The following is a 17228-nucleotide window of genomic DNA, read 5'->3' as shown; positions in this document are numbered from 1 at the left end:
TGGAACGGCCGCCAGGTCAAGCCGGGCCGGCGGCGGGACGGTGCTGGCGCAACAGTTCGATCTGCTGGGACGGGATCAACTCGCGCAACGCCTTATAGAGCGCACGGGTTTCCAGCAGGTTCCAGATACGCAGCATGGTTTCCAGCGCATCCAGGGGTTTGCTGATGAAATCCCGGGCACCGAGGGCCAGCGCCCGAAGGCGCGTGTCTCGGGTCGCGTCGGCGGTCAGCACCAGGATCGGCAGGTAATCGTTGGCCGGGATCCGCCGGTTGAGTTGCTCCAGCACGGCAAAGCCGTCGAACGCCGGCATGTGCAAATCGAGGATGACCAGGTCCGGCTCGAAGCTGTTGAACAGATCGAGCGTGCGCAACGGTTCGGTGCTGCTCAACACGTTGTGCAACCCTTCGCGGGCCAGCAGTTGTTCCATCAGGTCCAGGTTGGGGCGCTGATCGTCGACGATCAGAATGCGCAAGTCGCGATTCATGCGGGCTCCGGTAGATAGTGTTCGAGGTGGCCCAGGAAGGCCTGGATATGAATAGGTTTGGTCAGGATCGCCGTGGCGCCGGCGTCACGCAGGGCGCGGTGGGTCAGGTCGCTGGCATCGGCGGTGATCATCAGCACGGGCGTGGCGGCGGTGGCCGGGGACTGGCGCAGGCGCCGCAAGACTTCAAGGCCTTCGAGGTCGGGCAGGCTGACGTCCAGCAGGATCAGTTGCGGGGTGTGCTGGCGAGCGAGGTCCAGGCCCATCTGGCCTTGCATGCTCGACAGCAATTGGATGCCAGGGCGGCGTTGCATCAGGGTTTCGATCAGCGCCAGGCTCGACAGGTTGTCTTCGATGCACAGGACTTTGCCGTGATAGTCCACAGGCGAACGTGTCACCGCCAGGGCGGCGATGGGCGGCAAATGCGCGCCAACCACCTGGGTGCCGGGCAGTTGCAGGGTGAAACAGCAGCCGTGTCCGGGCTCACTGTGGACCTGCAGGTTGCCCTGCATCATTTCCAGCAGGCTCTTGCTCAAGGACAACCCCAGGCCAGTGCCTTCGACCTGGGGATCGGCGCCCAGGCGTTCGAAGGGCTTGAACAGTTGGTCCAGCTGTTCCGGGGCAATGCCATGACCGGTGTCGTTGACGGCGATGCTCACCTGATGGGCCTGGACGCTGACTTCGATGCGCACCTCACCGCCGGGCCGGTTGTACTTGATGGCGTTGGACAGCAGGTTGAGCAGCACCTGCACCAGGCGCTGGCGGTCCGCGAGCACGCCGCTGTCGTCGGGCAGCGCTGGCAGCTCGGCCAAGTGGATCCCGGCGTCGGCGGCCATCGGTGAAACCAAGGTCAGGGCTTCGTGCAGCACCGTCGACAGGGCGATCGGTTCGATGTTCAGCGGCAGGCGCCCGGCCTCGATCCGGGCAATGTCCAGCACCTCGTTGATCAACGCCAGCAAGTGCTGGCCGGCCCGCAGGATGTGGCTGACCTGGGGGCGTTGGCCGGCGGTGGAGTCCATGTCCAGCAATTGAGCGAAACCGAGGATGGCGTTCAGTGGCGTACGCAGCTCATGGCTCATGCGCGAGAGAAACTCGCTCTTGGCCCGGCTGGCGCTTTCGGCTTCTTCGCGGGCAGTGCGCAGGGCGATCTCGGCAGCGCGTCGGTCGGTGATATCGCGGGTAATCTTGGAAAAACCGCGCAAGGCACCGGTGCCATCGTATTGGGCGGTGATGACCACGCTGGCCCAGAAGCGGCTGCCGTCCTTGCGGCAACGCCAGCCTTCTTCCATGTAATGACCGTCGCGGGTGGCTTCGCGCAAGGCCATGTCCGGGTGCGCCGGGCATTCCTCGGCCAGGTAGAACAGGGAAAAATGCCGGCCGAGGATTTCCTGCTCGGTGTAGCCCTTGATCCGCTCCGCGCCGGCGTTCCAGGTGGTGACGTAGCCTTGGGCATCCAGGGCGAAGATTCCGTAGTCCTTCACACCATCGATGATCAGCCGCAAGCGCTCCTCGTTGTCGCGCAGGGCCCGCTCGCGTTCGGCGAGCAACTGCCCGGCCTCCACCAGGCGCGTGCCGAGCTGGCCGATTTCGTCCTGCTCCGGCGGTTGCGGCAACAAGGGTTGGCCCAATGCCAGGCGCTGGGCGTTGCCTTGTACCTGCTGGACCCGGGCGACAATGCCCTTGGACAGGAACAACACCGCGACAATCGCCCCCAGCAGCCCGCACACCGCCGCCAGCAAGGTGGCGAACAACAGGCGCATGCGCGTGGCCGAGGCTGCGGCGCTGCGGTCGGCGAGCAGGGCGTCCTCGCGTATGCGCATGGCGCTGATCTGCTCGCGCAGTACGTCCAGCACCTGTTTGTTTTCGATCAGGATCGCGGTGATGGCCTCGGGGTCGTCGCGCTTGCCGTTGCGCAAAGCGAGCAAACCGTCGAGTTTGTCGGCGATCAGCGGGGTGATGGTCTTGAGGTGTTCGCGCATCCTGGCGTCGCGAATGTTGTGGTCCAGGCGCTGCAACGCGGCATGGATCAGCGGCGTGGCCTGTTCGTAGCTGGGCAGGAAATCTTCGCGGCGGGTCAGCAGGTAACCGCGCACGCTGGCCGCCGCCTCGGCCAGCAGGGTATGGACTGTCTGGATATCACCCTGGACCAGCAGCACCCGACGCACATCCTCTTCGGCCCGGGCGGTCTGGCGTTCGGTGATATAGATCAGCACCAGCGACAGCAGCAGGACCACCAGGGGCAGGGAAATCACCACCAGGGCTTTGCCGCGCAAGGGCAGGTCGGCCCAGCGGCGGGCGGCGAGAAACCTCATGGCCATTGCCCGGCGGGTTGCGCCACCAGGCCCAGGGCAACGCCGCGCACGGCGGCCTGGGTCCGGTCGGCGGCGCCCAGTTTGCCGATGACACGCTCTACGTGGGCCTTGGCCGTGCCGGGTGCGATGCCCAGCTTTTCGCCGATTTCACGGTTGCTGAAACCGCCGGCCACCAGCCCCAGGACCTGGCGTTCCCGGGCGGTCAGGGCCTGGACTTGAGTGACACCATTCGCACCGCGCTCGGCCATGCGGCGCAGCAGGCGCGCGCTGACCGAACTGTTCAACGCCTCTTCGCCCTGGGCGACCCGTTTGAGGGCGTCGAGCATTTCATCGCGGCTGGCGTCCTTGAGCAGATAGCCGACCGCGCCCGCACCGATGGCGGCTTCGAGGTGGTCGGGGCTGTCATCCATGGTGAAGATCACGACTTTGATTCCGGGCTGGCGCTGCTGCAGGATCCGCGCCGCGCCCAAACCGTTGAGGACGGGCATGCGGATGTCGAGAATCGCGATGTCCGGCTGTAGCCGCTCGCACAGGTCGAGGGCTTCCTGGCCGTCGCGGGCCTGGCCGACGACCTCGAATCCCGGGTTGCCGGCGAGCATGCTGATAAACCCGGTGCGGGTGACTTCGTGGTCATCGGCCAGCAGCAGGCGCAAAGGGCGGTTCATGGTTGTACTCCGTGGGCTGGTAGCGGCACGCTGGCCAGCAGTCGGGTGCCGCCGCCGGGCTGGCTGCAACAGCTCAAGTGGCCGTCCAGCAAGTGTGCGCGTTCCTGCATGGCAGCCAGCCCCAGATGGCAGCTGCCGTTGGTCTCGATGGGTTGTTCCAGGGCAAAGCCACGGCCATCGTCCTCCACTCGCAGGCAAGCGTGGCCATCGTCCACCGCCAACCCCAAGTGCACATGGCTGGCCTGGGCGTGCTTGAGAATGTTGTTGATGCCTTCCTGGGCAATGCGAAACAGGGCGATCTCCGTGTTGCCCGGCAGGCGCGCGGTGCTGTGTTCGGCCCAGTTCACCGTCAGGCCCGCATCGCGCAGGCGATCGGCCTCCTTGTCGACGGCTTTGTACAGGCCGAAATCATCCAGCACGTGGGGGCGCAGGCCACCAATCAGTTGCCGACCTTCGCCGACGCAGCCTTGGGCCAGGTCGAGGATGCTTTGCAGCTCGTTCGCCAGTGCAGGCGGTAGCGACGGGCAGCGACCGGCGAAGCCCTGCAAGCGCTGATGCAAACCGGCGAGGTTCTGCGCCAGGCCGTCGTGCAGGTCGTAGGCCACTCGCTTGCGTTCGTCTTCCTGGGCGCTGAACAGGCGGTGGACCAGCTCGGACATGGTCCGCTCGCGGGCCTGGAGTGCTTCGAGCAGACGGCTGTTCTCCAGGTGCGCCGCCAACAGCGTCGCGAGCAATTGCAGTGATTCGATGTCTTCGTTGTCCGGTGCGCCGAGGGCCACGCTGTTGCCCAGCAACAACGCCCCGAACGCTACGCCGTCGGAGGCACGCAACGGCACCCGCAAGACCTGGGGCAGGGCGCTGCCGGGCGACTCCAGCCATTGTGGGCCGGGCGTTTGTGGCTGGGCCAGGTTGGCGAGCAGGTCGAGTCGCTCCGCGCTGCCGTGGCTGGCGAGGGTGCGCAACGGGTGGTCCGGCGCCCACTCCAGCAGCAGGCCATGGTCCATGGCCATGAACGCGCACGCCCGTTGCAGCGCACGCTGGCGCATGGCCGGCAGGGGCAACTGCGTCAGTTCATGGCCGGTGCCCAGCAGCAGGCCCAGGCGCGCGGCACGGCTTTGCGACTGGCGATATTGGCTGCGGATGGCCAGGGCACTGCCGGGGTCATGGGGTGGACTTTGCATGGGGAACTCCAGCGTGGAAGAGGACCGGTCCGGTTCGCGGTGGCGTCATTAGAACGTGTCACCGGCACTGGGCCTATCTGCCGAACGGCATAGGCGATTGGCACCGGTTGGCCGATGGCGAAGGCAGGGAAGGCCGGCAAAGTGGGCCCATTGAAACCCAAAGGAACACTTTGATGAAAATGAAAACCTGCGCCATTGCTGCTTTATTCCTGCTGGCCGCGCCGCTTGTCCAGGCGCTTGAGGCTACGCCTTACGTGTATCGCACGGTGGCCGAGCAGCCCAAGAATGTGAATGACCGCGAGATCGCGGCGCTGTTCGACCGCTGGAACGCCGCGCTGCAAACCGGTAGCGCCACCGCCGTGACCGGCCTCTACGCTCCGGATGCGATTTTGCAACCGACTGTTTCCAACAAGGTGCGCAACACGCCGGCGCAGATCCAGGATTACTTCGAGCATTTCCTGGCCGGCAAACCGGTCGGGCAAATCAACTACCGGGAGATCCGCCACCTGGGCCCCGATGCGGCGATGGACAGTGGTGTCTATACCTTCACGCTCACCCAGGCCGACGGCTCCAAGCGCGAGGTCCAGGCGCGCTACACCTTCCTCTATGAGCGCCTCGATGGCCAGTGGAAGATCATCAACCATCACTCGTCGGCCATGCCTGAGGTGGCGAAGACCTTGCACGCCAGTCACTGATAGCTCTGCTCGCAAAAGACTTACCTGTGGGAGCGAGCTTGCTCGCGATAGCGGAGTATCAGTCAGCATCCATGTTTCTGACACACCGCCATCGCGAGCAAGCTCGCTCCCACAGGGCCCTCTATCCATTCCATCCCCGTGTTTAGACACACTTTGCATAAAGAGCTTGGATTAACGCGCGAACATTAATTAGAATCAGTCTCATTTAAGACTTTGCGCAGGCTCTGGACATGTGTGATGCAGTTACGCCGACGGAGCATTCCCTCCACGCGTTGTACCGTGACCACGGTAGCTGGCTGGAAGGCTGGCTGCGGCGGCGCATGGGCAATGCCTGGGATGCGGCGGACCTGCGCCAGGATACCTTCCTGCGGGTGCTTTCCAGTTCCCAGACCTTGACTGACCTGCAAGAGCCCCGGGCTTATCTGCTGACCGTTGGCAAACGCCTGCTGAGCAATTTCTACACCCGACGCAATCTGGAACAGGCGTATCTCGATGCCTTGGCCGGCCTGCCTGAAGCCTGCGCACCGTCGCCAGAACAACGCTGGCTGCTGCTGGAAACCCTGCAAGCCCTGGACGAATTGCTCGATGGCCTGCCGCCCTTGGTGCGCCGGGCTTTTCTCTGGAGCCAACTTGAAGGCCTGGGTTATCGCGAGATTGCCGAGCGCCTGCAAGTCTGCGAACGCACGGTAAAACGCTACATGGCCCAGGCCTATGAGCATTGCCTGTTGGTGGACTTCTGATGCGCTCGGCTCCTTCGCCCGAAGCCCGTGAAGCGGCGCGGGCGGCGGCTCGCTGGTTGACCCTGATGGAGTTCGACGGGGATGCGTTCGACTCGGCGGCCCTGCAACGCTGGCGCGACAGCAGCGCTCATCATGAGGCGGCCTGGCAGAAGGCCCAGCGATTGCGCCAGCGTTTTGCCGGGGTGCCCGCGTCCCTGGGCATGGCAACCCTGGACCGCCCAGTGCTGGCCCGGCGCGAGGTGCTCAAGCGCGCATTGGGCGTCGCCGCATTGGTCCCGACCGCTTGGCTGCTGGGGCGAGAGTTGCCGTTGGAAGCTTGGCGCGCTGACTTGCACACCGCCACGGGCGAGCAACGGCGCTGGTCGCTGGTCGATGGCAGTGCGCTGCAACTGAACACCGACAGCGCCGTCGACCTGGACCTCAAGGCGCGGCGCCTGGTGCTGGTACGCGGCGAGATGGCCCTCAAGCGCGCCGGAAACACGCCGCTGTCCGTTCAATCACCCTATGGGCTCATCACCATCACTCGTGGCGAGGTCTGCCTGCACCTGGGTGAGGGCGATTGCCGGGTGTCGGTGGTCAGCGGCTCGGCGCAACTGCAACCCCAGCGCGGGCCATTGCTGAGTTTGGAAGCGGGCCAGCAGGTCAATATCCAGGACTCAGGCGCGGGGCCAGTGAAGGCGTTCGACGTGGCGCAGTTGGGTTGGCGTGACGGCGTATTGGTTGCGCAGGACCAGCCGCTGGGGCATTTCCTGCGGGAACTGAGCCGCTATCGCCCCGGCGTGTTGCGCTGGGATGAAAACCTGGAACCCCTGCGAATCACCGGCAGCTTCCGCCTCGACAACACCGACCGAATCCTCACGCTGCTTGCAGCCAGCCTGCCGCTGGACGTGCACAGGCGCACTCGTTACTGGGTCACGTTGACACTTCGCAAAAATATGGCCTGAGGCCAATTGAAGTCGATCTCCCGCTGGGTCTGTAGGAGCTGCCGAGCGAAGCGAGGCTGCGATCTTTCCCCGGGCACTTGAATCTCAAGCGAAAGATCAAAAGATCGCAGCCTTCGGCAGCTCCTACAGTGCACCCCAGCGGGAGCAAGCTCCCTCGCCACAGATGGGGGTGGCTTGCAAGTTTCGCCAGGAATCGAGCCTGAGGCCTGTCCCCTTTTTTTGTCTCGCTTGTCATTCAAGGCAACTGAACAAAAATGAGAGCGCTTTCCAATGTCCGCAGTTGCACCTTTGCGTTTGCGCCCGGCCTTTGCCGGCTGGCGTCCGCTGTTGAACCTGAGCCTCATGTTGAGCCTGAGCGCCAGCCCCTTCTTTATCTCATCGAGCCTGGCCGAAGAAGCCACCCGGCGCAGCTATCAGGTGCCGGCGGGCAGCCTGAGCGCGGCGTTGACCCGGTTTGCCGGGCTGGCGGGCGTCAACTTGTCGGTGGATCCGGCCCTGGTGAGTGGTCGCAACAGCGCCGGGCTTTCGGGTGAGTTTGGCGTAGAGGAGGGGTTTGCCCGGCTGTTGTCGGGCTCGGACCTGCAATTGCAAGCGGTGGGTGAGCAGGCCTACATCCTGATGCCGGCGCCAGAAGGCGGCAGCCTGCAACTGGCCCCCACCTCGATTGTCGGCGCCACGGCGTCGACGGACAGCCCGGTGTACGCCGGCGGTCAGGTGGCGCGGCGTGGTTCGCAAGGCTTGCTGGGTTCGCGGGACTTCATGGAAACGCCGTTCAGCATGACCACCTACACCAGCGCGGCGGTCAAGAACCAGCAGGCACGCACCCTGGGCGACCTGATTGCCAGCGACCCCTCGGTCCGTGCCACCAACCCGGCGGGCGGGCGCTTTGAGCAGTTCACCATTCGCGGTTTCAGCCTGTTCAACAGTGATGTTGCGTACAACGGTCTCTACGGCATCCTGCCGACGTACACGATCGACATGGAGATGGCCGAGCGCGTCGATATCGTCAAGGGCCCGAGCCAGCTCATCAACGGTATCTCTCCACGGGGCAGCGTGGGCGGCGGGATCAACGTGGTGCCCAAGCGGGCCACCGACAAGCCCATCACCTCATTCACCGGCAGCTATGCCTCCAACAACCAGCTTGGCGGTGCCGTGGACGTCGGGCGGCGTTTTGGTGAAGAGGACAAGTTCGGGATTCGCTTCAATGGCGTGAAGCAGGCGGGCGACACCGAATGGGATCACCAGAGCGTGGACCGCGAGATGGCGGTGCTGGGCCTGGATTTTCGCGGTGAACGCCTGCGGCTCTCGACGGACATTGGCCGTACCGAGCGTAACACCGACGCGCCCCAGGAACGTGTGCAGGTGGGCGCCGACGCGCCAGTGCCGCATGCCAGCGATGTAGATCGCAACTACGCGCAGCCTTGGAGCAAGGCGCGTACCAAAGATACCTTCGGCGCGGTGAATGCCGAATTCGATGTCAACGACTCCGTCATGCTGTACGGCGGCGTGGGGGCGCGCAAAAGTACTCATGAGTTCCTTCGGCATGCCGTTTCGGTCCTCAATGAGGCTGGAGATTTCCGCGTTCAACCCCGGGATTTCACCCGCGACGAGAATGTCCGGACGGCCAGTGCCGGGGTGCGCAACTGGTTCCATACCGGCCCGGTGAGCCATGAGGTCAACCTGTCGGCCAGCTATTTCTACATGGACTTCGAAAATGGCGGCGCCCGTTACGCCAACGGCAGCAGCAACCTGTATGACCCGGTACAGACCCCGACGCCGAGCAACCCGACGCGACAGGACGACAAGGTCTACACCGAGAACCGCTTCAGTGGCCTGGCGTTGTCCGACACCCTTGGCCTGTTTGAGGATCGCTTGCTGCTGACCCTAGGTGCCCGCTGGCAACGGGTGAAGGTTGACGACTGGACGAATAACGCCAAGGGCGAAACCGCCTACGATGAGGAAAAGGTTTCGCCCTCGGGTGGGATCCTGTTCAAGGCGACCGACAAGCTGTCGCTGTATGCCAACTACATGGAAGGCCTGAGCCAGGGCAAGATCGCGCCATCGACATCGGTGAACGAGGATGAGATTTTTCCGCCGTTCATCAGCCGTCAGGTAGAGGTGGGCGCCAAGTATGATGCCGGTCCGTTCGCCGTCACCGCCGCGCTGTTCCGGATCAAGCAGCCGGCCTATGCGACCGACGCCACGACGCGTGTCTTCGGCCCGAACGGCAAGCGAGAAAACACCGGCGTGGAGTTGAGTGTGTTTGGCGAACCGCTGAAGGGAACCCGCTTGCTCGGCGGCGTGATGTACATCGACAGCGAACTGACCCAAACCACCAACGGCGCCTTCGACGGCAACCGCGCACCGGCCACGCCGAAGTACAACGTCAACCTCGGCGCCGAATGGGACGTGCCGACGGTACAGGGCCTGACCCTGACCAGCCGCGGCATCTACTCCAGCCCGCAGTACCTGGACCAGTCCAACACCAAGCAAATCGATTCCTGGGAACGTTTCGACGTGGGCGCCCGCTACGCGTTCAAGGTCGACGAAAAGCACATCACCCTGCGGGCCAACATCGAAAACGTGGCTGACAAGCGCTACTGGAGTTCTGCCGGGGCGTCGGATGACAGTGAGGCTGGATTGACGCTGTCGACCCCGCGCACCTATCTGCTTTCCGCGACGGTGGATTTCTAGGCCGAGGTGCCGCTCCAGGGAAGGAGCCGCCTGGGTTCAGATGTCGCGAAACAGATCGTGGGCATCCAGCAATCGCCAGGCAATTTCGGGGCGTTTTTCCAGCCCACGGCGAATGGCGGCGGGAATCGACTGGCGAATCTTGCGGCACAGGCCGGGCTGGTCCTGGAATTCGATGGCGATGCCGCGCATGGTCCGCACTTCGTTGTAGCCAGGCTCGACGCTCAGGCGGATCCCCAGGTTTTCGTACAGGCGCTGCTGCAGGCGCTGGAGTTCGTCGAGGCTCTGGATGTTCTCCAGGCGTTCAAGCAGGCGTTTTTCTTCCTGGCGATTCAGGCACAGGATGCGCAGGTCGCTGCCAGGCGCTTGCAGCAAGGCATCACGGCCACAATCGCAGACGCCGGGCGGGCAGGGGGGACGGATCGGAATCGACGCGGTCATGGGCTCCACAAAAATCTGCTGCACAACGAAACAGCGAGCTTATCGCCGGCCCAGGCAATGTGATGCCTGGCGGCATGTGGGTCAAGCCTGTTGGAGGGGCCGCTTGTCTGGCGTTGCTGTGTGCCCCACCGTTTTACTGTGGGAGCGAGCTTGCTCGCGATAGCGGTGGGTCAGCTTGCATCCCTGTTGGATTTGCCGCTGTCATCGCGAGCAAGCTCGCTCCCACAATGGGATCGGAGTACGACCGCAAGAGCCAGGCCGGCTGTAAGGCCGCCTCGCGAGCAAGCTTTGCTCCCACAGATCTAATGGGTGTACGACCGGGAGAGCCAGGCCGGCTGTAAGGCCGCCTCGCGAGCAAGCTTTGCTCCCACAGATCTAATGGGTGTACGACTGGGAGAGCCAGGTCGGCTGTAAGGCCGCCTCGCGAGCAAGCTTTGCTCCCACAGATCTAATGGGTGTACGACCGGGAGAGCCAGGTCGGCTGTAAGGCCGCCTCGGCGTGGACGTTGATCTCGGCGCCCCGTTAACCACGATGGCCGAACGCAGGCATTGCGCAGTGGGCACCTCGGCATGGATGCCGAGGTAGCCGCGCTGGGCCATGGATGGCCCTTCGCGGCGGCCCACGGAGCAATGCCTTCGTTAGGGCATGCCGAGCCTAGGCGAGGCACCGAGTGGTGGGGCAAAGCGCTTTTGGTTACTTTTGGCGCTCTTCCAAAAGTGACCCGCCGTCAGGGCGGAACCCTAAGCAGCCGTTACCGCAGCAATGGATATGTACCCGGTCAACAAAACCCCGACCAACTATCAGACCGCCATGTCGAGAGCGTTACAACCCCAACTCAGACAACCCCGGATGATCGTCCGGCCGGCGGCCCAGCGGCCAGCGGAACTTGCGCTCGCTTTCCTTGATCGGCATATCGTTGATGCAGGCGTAGCGGTTGTACATCAGGCCGTGCTCATCGAACTCCCAGTTTTCGTTGCCGTAGGAACGGAACCAGTTGCCCGAGTCGTCGTGCCATTCGTAGGCGTAGCGCACGGCGATGCGGTCATCGGTGAACGCCCAGAGCTCCTTGATCAGCCGATAATCCAGCTCCTTGGCCCATTTGCGGGTCAGGAACGCCTTGGCTTCCTCGCGGTTATGGGCGAATTCGGCGCGGTTACGCCATTGAGTATCCAGCGTGTAGGCCAAGGATACTTTTTGCGGGTCACGAGAGTTCCAGCCGTCTTCGGCCAGGCGAACTTTCTCGATCGCCGACGCACGAGTGAACGGCGGCAACGGCGGACGAACTTCGGAAGAAGCAGACATGGCGGATCTCCAGAGAATTGACGAATTGCACAAGGGTTCAACAGGTCAGACGTGTAGCAGTTTTTCGAGTAAGTCCTGGGCGTCGTCAGCCGCGCTGTGGTCGCCCATGACCAGCGCCACGGTAATGGCGCCGTCAATCAGAATCAGGAGTTGGCGCGCCAGTGCGTCCGGGTTCTGGACACCTTGTTCGACGCACAGCCGGGTTACGTAATCGAGCAACTTCTGTTTGTGCAGCTTCGCCACCTGGCGGACCGGATCCTGTGGATCGCCGGTTTCGCCACTGGTGTTGATGAATGCGCAGCCGCGGAAACCTTCGCTGTCGAACCAGCCCTTGAGCACGGTGAACAGGTTGAGCAGCCGTGCAGTCGGGGTCGGCGCCTTGTCCACTTCGGTGCTGAACCAGTGCATCCAGCGCTCGTCCCGCCGCTTGAGGGCAGCCACGATCAGGTCGTCCTTGTTGGCGAAGTAGCGATAGACACTTTTCCTGGAGACGCCGGCGGTTTTCACCAGAAGGTCCATGCCGGTGGCGGCGATGCCACTTTTATAGATCAACTTTTCGGCGACATCGAGGATGATGTCTCGTGTTTCATTACCAGTAATTTCGTTCATGAAACAAAAGTAGAATGATCGTTCTCCTTGGTCAAGTGTTTTTTCTTTAGGACAGGAAGACCCAAACCCATCCATGGTGTAAGCTCATCCGTTCTTCGGAATCGACCTTTTGCGAGCCCTATGCCGTCGCTTTTCAAACGCTCCCTGCTGCCCAAGCTGCGCAGCTTTGCACTGACCGCCGATGCGGTGACCATCCTCGATGGTGCTGCCCAATTCCGCCGTTGCCTGCTGGAGAAAATCGCCCAGGCCACCCAGCGCATCTACATCGTCGCGCTGTACCTGCAACAGGACGAGGCCGGCCAGGAAATCCTCGATGCCCTGCATGCCGCCAAGGCCGCGCGTCCGGAACTGGACGTGGTCGTGGTGGTGGACTGGCTGCGAGCCCAGCGCGGGCTGATCGGCGCCAAGAAGCAGCCGGGCAACTCGGCGTGGTACCAGGAACAGACTCGCACCCATGCCAGCGAAGTGCCGATCTACGGCGTGCCGGTGCAAACCCGCGAGCTGTTCGGCGTGCTGCACTTGAAAGGCTTCGTGATTGACGACTGTGTGCTCTACAGCGGCGCCAGCCTGAATAACGTCTACCTGCACAAGTTCGACAAATACCGTTACGACCGCTATCACCTGCTGCAGAACACGGCACTGGCCGATTCGATGCAGCATCTGATCCAGCACGGCCTGGTCGCCTCCAGCGCCGTGCATCGGCTGGACTTGCCGAACCTGCCCAGCACCCGCAGTTTGCGCAAGGACATTGGCGACCTGCGCAGTCGCCTCAAGTACGCGACCTATGACACCAGCGTTGGCAGCCTCGACAAGAGTGGCCTGTCGGTTAGCCCGTTGCTGGGCGTGGGCAAGAACAATCCGCTGAGCCGGGTGATCGGTGAACTGATCGCCAGCAGCCGCCAGCAACTGACCATCTGCACCCCGTATTTCAACCTGCCCCTGGCGGTAACCCGGGAGCTCAATCGCGCCCTGGCCCGTGGGGTCAAGATCGACATCATCGTCGGCGACAAGACGGCCAATGACTTCTACATTCCGCCAAGCGAGCCGTTCAAGATCATCGCAGCGCTGCCATACCTCTACGAAATCAGCTTGCGGCGCTTTGCCAAACGCCATCAGCGCGCTATCGACAGCGGCCAATTGAACCTGCACCTGTGGCGTGACGGGGACAACACCTATCACCTCAAGGGCATGTGGATCGACGAGCGCTACACCTTGCTGACCGGTAATAACCTCAACCCGCGGGCCTTTCGCCTGGACCTGGAAAACGCGCTGTTGCTGGACGACCCCAAGGGCGAGTTGCTGGCGCCGCGCCAGGCCGAGCTTGAACAGATCTACCGCCACACGCGCCGGATCGATGGTTACCTGGACCTGGAAAACCTGCCGGATTACCCCGAGGCCGTGGCCAGGTTCCTGAAACGGGTCAGCCGGGTGCGGATAGAACGGCTGCTTTACCGAATCCTGTGAACACCCGCGCCATGTCGAAAAAAGACACCATCTCCATCCAGTTGGTGCGTGAGGCGCTGCTGCAAAGCTGCGCCCCCGGAGCGGCGACCAATGAAGTGCTGAGCAAGGTCGGCATAGACCCTGCGTTGCTCGACGACGCCCAGGCGCGAGTTCCGGCCCATGCCTATGCGCGGCTCTGGCGTTTGCTCGCCCGGCGCCTGGACGACGAGTTTTTTGGCATGGACTCGCGCAAGCTCAAGTCCGGCAGCCTGGCGTTTCTCTGCCAGTGCGCCATGGCTCAGCCCACGCTGGCGAGCGGCTTGACGGCGGGGCTGGGGTTTCTGTCGCTGATGCTCGAACACCTGCCAGCCCAGTGGGTGCGCCAGCAAAGCCTGGCGGAGATCGTGCTGCTGGAAGACGATCAGGCGCCGCGTCGGGCCTTTACCTATTTCACCTACTGGATGATCGTCCACGGCGTGGCCTGCTGGCTGGCCGGGCGGCGCATTCCCATTCTTTCCGTCGAACTGCGTTGCTCGGCGCCGGATTTCTGCGACGACTATCGGGTGATGTTTTCCCAGAACCTGCGTTTTGACCGGCCTCGTACCCGGATGATTTTCGCCGCCGAATGCCTCGACCTGCCGATCAGGCGCAACGCTGATGAACTCAAGCGCTTCCTGGCCCAGGCCCCGGCCAACATCCTGGTGAAATACCGCAACCCGCAAAGCCTGGCCAGCCGTATCCGGCACGACCTGCGGCAGTTGCCTGCCGAACAGTGGCCGGAAACCGAGGCGCTGGCCCAGCAGTTGTGCGTGTCCGCGTCCACCCTGCGCCGACGCCTGGCGGAGGAGGGCCAGACCTACCAAGGCCTCAAGGACAGCGTGCGCAAGGATCTGGCGATCACCTGGCTGGCGGAGCCCTCCATCAGTTTCGTCGAAATCGCCTCGCGCCTGGGCTTTGCCGATGCCAGCTCCTTCTACAAGGCGTTTCGCAAATGGTCCGGGTCCAACCCGGGGCATTATCGCAGCCTGATTCTCAACGAGTCGGACTAATCCCGCCGAATCCGACACCGCTCCCACAGGGGGGGAGGTGGTCGCAAGGTCGAGGCTCCGCCTCAAACCTTGTGGGAGCGAGCCTAAAGAACACCACATCCCTAAACCATGGCCAAACCAGTCAAGCAACTTGAAAGCTTTGACCATTGCCGCCACAGCCCTTCGGCGCGAGTATTTGCCTGCTATTCACGGTTCCCCCAACCAATAAAAACCACAGAGGGATGCTGGTCATGCGCGATTATTCGTCCGCCACGTCGCAGTTCGATTACCTGCACACTGTCAACACCGCACTGCACGGCTCGCTCGAGGCGCTCAATGCCTGTGTCGAGTGTTGCGACCGGCATGCGTTGCCGGGGCGCATCGCCTTGTTCTGGGAGGGCCGTGACGGCAGCGACGCCGCCTGGACTTACCGTGACCTGCAGGACAACGCCGCACGGTTCGCCAATTTCCTGCGCGCCCAAGGCGTCGGCAAGGGCGACAAAGTGGCCGGCCTGCTGCCGCGCACCGCTGAACTGTTGATCGTGGTACTCGCCACCTGGCGCATCGGGGCGGTCTATCAACCGCTGTTCACTGCATTCGGGCCCAAGGCCATCGAGCACCGCCTCGGCAGCTCGGGGGCGCGCGTGGTCGTCACCGATGCGGTCAACCGTCCCAAGCTCGACGAAGTCGCCAGTTGCCCCACCGTCGTCACGGTCGGCGGCGAAAAGGGCCAGGGCATCGTGCGCGGCGACTACAGTTTCTGGGCCGAAGTGGCGAACCATTCCAACCAATGCGAACCGCTGATGCTCACCGGCGAAGACCCGTTCCTGCTGATGTTCACCTCCGGCACCACGGGCCCTGCCAAGGCGCTGTCGGTGCCGCTCAGGGCCATCGTGGCGTTCCAGAGCTACATGCGTGACGCGGTCGACCTGCGTCCTGAAGACGCCTTCTGGAACGTCGCCGACCCGGGTTGGGCCTACGGTATCTATTTTGGCGTGACCGGGCCGTTGGCCATGGGGCATCCGATTACCTTCTACGATGGCCCGTTCACCCTGGAAAGCACCTGCCGGGTCATCAACAAATACGGCATCACCAACCTGACTGGCTCGCCCACGGCCTATCGCCTGTTGATCGCCGGTGGCGAGCAGTTCGCCCGCTCGATCAAGGGCAAGCTGCGCATCGTCAGCAGCGCCGGTGAGCCGTTGAACCCGGAGGTGATCCGTTGGTTCGCCGATAACCTGAACGTGGTGATCCACGACCATTACGGCCAGACCGAACTGGGCATGGTGCTGTGCAACCACCATGGGCTGGAGCACCCGGTGCACCTGGGCGCGGCCGGTTTTGCCTCGCCGGGCCATCGGATCGTGGTGCTGGATGAAAACCAGCGCGAGCTGGGCGTGGGCCAGCCGGGCATTCTCGCGGTGGACCGTAGCCAATCGCCCATGTGCTGGTTCGCCGGTTACGCAGGCGGGCCGACCAAGGCCTTCGTCGGTGACTACTACTTGAGCGGCGACACCGTGGAGCTGAATCCGGACGGCAGCATCAGCTTCGTCGGCCGCAGCGACGACGTGATCACCACCTCCGGCTACCGGGTCGGTCCGTTCGACGTGGAAAGCGCGCTGATCGAGCACCCGGCCGTGGTGGAAGCGGCGGTGATCGGCAAGCCCGATCCGGAACGCACCGAGTTGGTGAAGGCCTTCGTGGTGCTCAGCACTCAATACCGTGCCTCACCGGAGCTGGCCGAAGAATTGCGCCTGCACGTGCGCCAGCGCCTGGCGGCCCATGCCTATCCCCGTGAAATCGAATTTGTCAGCGACTTGCCGAAAACCCCAAGCGGCAAGTTGCAGCGCTTTATCTTGCGCAACCAGGAAATCGCCAAGGTTCAAGAGACCGCGGCGCAGAACGTTTCAGCTTGAACCCAAGGAAACCATGATGCAGATCGACAACAAGATTTTCCTCGTCAGCGGCGGTGCTTCCGGCCTCGGCGCGGCCACCGGTGAAATGCTGGTCAAGGCCGGCGCCAAAGTGATGCTGGTGGACCTCAACGCCGACGCCGTGGCCGCCCAGGCGCAAAAACTGGGTTGCCAGAGCGTGGTGGCCGACATCAGCAACGAAGCGGCGGCTGAAGCGGCGGTCAAGGCCACGGTCGATGCGTTCGGCGGCCTCAATGGCCTGGTGAACTGCGCCGGTATCGTGCGCGGCGAGAAGATCCTCGGCAAGACCGGTCCCCACGCCCTGGCCAGCTTCAGCCAGGTGATCAACGTCAACCTGATCGGCAGCTTCAACCTGCTGCGCCTGGCGGCTGCGGCCATTGCCGAAACCGAGGCAGACGCCGACGGCGAGCGCGGGGTGATCATCAATACGGCGTCGGTGGCGGCCTTCGATGGACAGATCGGCCAGGCGGCTTATGCGGCATCCAAAGGCGCCATCGCCAGCCTGACGTTGCCGGCCGCCCGCGAGCTGGCGCGTTTCGGTATCCGGGTGATGACCATTGCGCCAGGGATTTTCGAGACCCCGATGATGGCCGGCATGACCCCGGAAGTACGCGACTCCCTGGCCGCCGGCGTGCCGTTTCCGCCGCGCCTTGGGAAACCTTCCGAGTACGCGGCGCTGGTCAGGCATATCATTGAGAACAGCATGCTCAACGGCGAGGTGATCCGTCTCGACGGTGCCTTGCGTATGGCAGCCAAATAAT

At 63.4% G+C, this 17228-nt stretch carries 15 protein-coding genes; 8 read left to right on the top strand and 7 right to left on the bottom strand.

The features are described 5' to 3' along the window. Nucleotides 1-16: 16 nt before the first annotated feature. From B0E42_RS02375 to B0E42_RS02360, 4 genes are read right to left on the bottom strand one after another with little or no spacing between them, the layout of a single operon-like run. A complete protein-coding gene (locus B0E42_RS02375) occupies nt 17-484 on the bottom strand; it encodes a response regulator (RefSeq protein WP_018610463.1) in 468 nt (155 codons plus the stop codon). Next, nucleotides 481-2793 (bottom strand): ATP-binding protein, encoded by a 2313-nt coding sequence (locus B0E42_RS02370; RefSeq protein WP_053179908.1) that lies wholly within the window; start codon nt 2791-2793, stop codon nt 481-483. The genes B0E42_RS02375 and B0E42_RS02370 overlap by 4 nt, the downstream gene beginning before the upstream one ends. Then, nucleotides 2790-3458 (bottom strand): response regulator transcription factor, encoded by a 669-nt coding sequence (locus B0E42_RS02365; RefSeq protein ID WP_018610465.1) that lies wholly within the window; start codon nt 3456-3458, stop codon nt 2790-2792. The genes B0E42_RS02370 and B0E42_RS02365 overlap by 4 nt, the downstream gene beginning before the upstream one ends. Next, nucleotides 3455-4639 (bottom strand): sensor histidine kinase, encoded by a 1185-nt coding sequence (locus B0E42_RS02360; RefSeq protein WP_077505513.1) that lies wholly within the window; start codon nt 4637-4639, stop codon nt 3455-3457. The genes B0E42_RS02365 and B0E42_RS02360 overlap by 4 nt, the downstream gene beginning before the upstream one ends. 173 nt (nt 4640-4812) lie before the next feature. Here B0E42_RS02360 and B0E42_RS02355 point away from each other — a divergent pair, with 173 nt between their 5' ends. The 4 genes from B0E42_RS02355 (at nt 4813) to B0E42_RS02340 (ending at nt 9712) form a co-directional block, all read left to right on the top strand. Further along, nucleotides 4813-5334 carry an SgcJ/EcaC family oxidoreductase gene (locus B0E42_RS02355; protein WP_014338290.1) on the top strand — a complete coding sequence of 174 codons (522 nt, stop codon included), beginning with the start codon at nt 4813-4815 and terminating at the stop codon, nt 5332-5334. A 230-nt stretch (nt 5335-5564) separates the two neighbouring features. After that, nucleotides 5565-6074: a sigma-70 family RNA polymerase sigma factor gene (locus B0E42_RS02350; protein WP_077505511.1), complete on the top strand. Its 510-nt coding sequence runs from the start codon at nt 5565-5567 to the stop codon at nt 6072-6074. After that, on the top strand, nt 6074-7018 hold the full coding sequence (locus B0E42_RS02345; protein WP_077505509.1) for a FecR domain-containing protein: 945 nt from the start codon (nt 6074-6076) through the stop codon (nt 7016-7018). Before B0E42_RS02350 ends, B0E42_RS02345 begins: the two co-directional genes overlap by 1 nt. A gap of 270 nt (nt 7019-7288) precedes the next feature. Next, complete coding sequence (locus B0E42_RS02340; protein ID WP_077505507.1) at nt 7289-9712, top strand: TonB-dependent receptor; 2424 nt, start codon at nt 7289-7291, stop codon at nt 9710-9712. 36 nt (nt 9713-9748) lie between these two features. Here B0E42_RS02340 and B0E42_RS02335 read toward each other — a convergent pair whose 3' ends face one another. The 3 genes from B0E42_RS02335 to B0E42_RS02325 form a co-directional block, all read right to left on the bottom strand. Beyond that, nucleotides 9749-10150 (bottom strand): hypothetical protein, encoded by a 402-nt coding sequence (locus B0E42_RS02335; RefSeq protein WP_003202036.1) that lies wholly within the window; start codon nt 10148-10150, stop codon nt 9749-9751. An 823-nt stretch (nt 10151-10973) separates the two neighbouring features. Then, on the bottom strand, nt 10974-11453 hold the full coding sequence (locus B0E42_RS02330) for a nuclear transport factor 2 family protein (RefSeq protein ID WP_077505505.1): 480 nt from the start codon (nt 11451-11453) through the stop codon (nt 10974-10976). Between the two features lie 45 nt (nt 11454-11498). Next, nucleotides 11499-12062 (bottom strand): TetR/AcrR family transcriptional regulator, encoded by a 564-nt coding sequence (locus tag B0E42_RS02325; protein WP_018603903.1) that lies wholly within the window; start codon nt 12060-12062, stop codon nt 11499-11501. 120 nt (nt 12063-12182) lie between these two features. Between B0E42_RS02325 and pssA the strand changes: the two genes are divergently transcribed. The 4 genes from pssA (at nt 12183) to B0E42_RS02305 (ending at nt 17227) form a co-directional block, all read left to right on the top strand. Beyond that, nucleotides 12183-13526 carry a CDP-diacylglycerol--serine O-phosphatidyltransferase gene (gene pssA, locus B0E42_RS02320; protein ID WP_053188553.1) on the top strand — a complete coding sequence of 448 codons (1344 nt, stop codon included), beginning with the start codon at nt 12183-12185 and terminating at the stop codon, nt 13524-13526. A gap of 11 nt (nt 13527-13537) precedes the next feature. Continuing rightward, nucleotides 13538-14554, top strand: coding sequence for an AraC family transcriptional regulator (locus B0E42_RS02315; protein ID WP_033062526.1), 1017 nt, complete (start codon nt 13538-13540; stop codon nt 14552-14554). Between the two features lie 230 nt (nt 14555-14784). Further along, on the top strand, nt 14785-16449 hold the full coding sequence (locus tag B0E42_RS02310) for an AMP-binding protein (RefSeq protein ID WP_077505535.1): 1665 nt from the start codon (nt 14785-14787) through the stop codon (nt 16447-16449). Between the two features lie 16 nt (nt 16450-16465). Next, nucleotides 16466-17227 (top strand): SDR family NAD(P)-dependent oxidoreductase, encoded by a 762-nt coding sequence (locus tag B0E42_RS02305; RefSeq protein WP_024617258.1) that lies wholly within the window; start codon nt 16466-16468, stop codon nt 17225-17227. The last annotated feature ends 1 nt before the right edge of the window (nt 17228 follow it).

This window comes from Pseudomonas sp. A25(2017), from assembly GCF_002001065.1.
Lineage (GTDB): Bacteria > Pseudomonadota > Gammaproteobacteria > Pseudomonadales > Pseudomonadaceae > Aquipseudomonas > Aquipseudomonas kilonensis.
The sequence above is the reverse complement of the archived record's forward strand: the minus strand, read 5'-3'. Positions and strand labels throughout refer to the sequence as shown.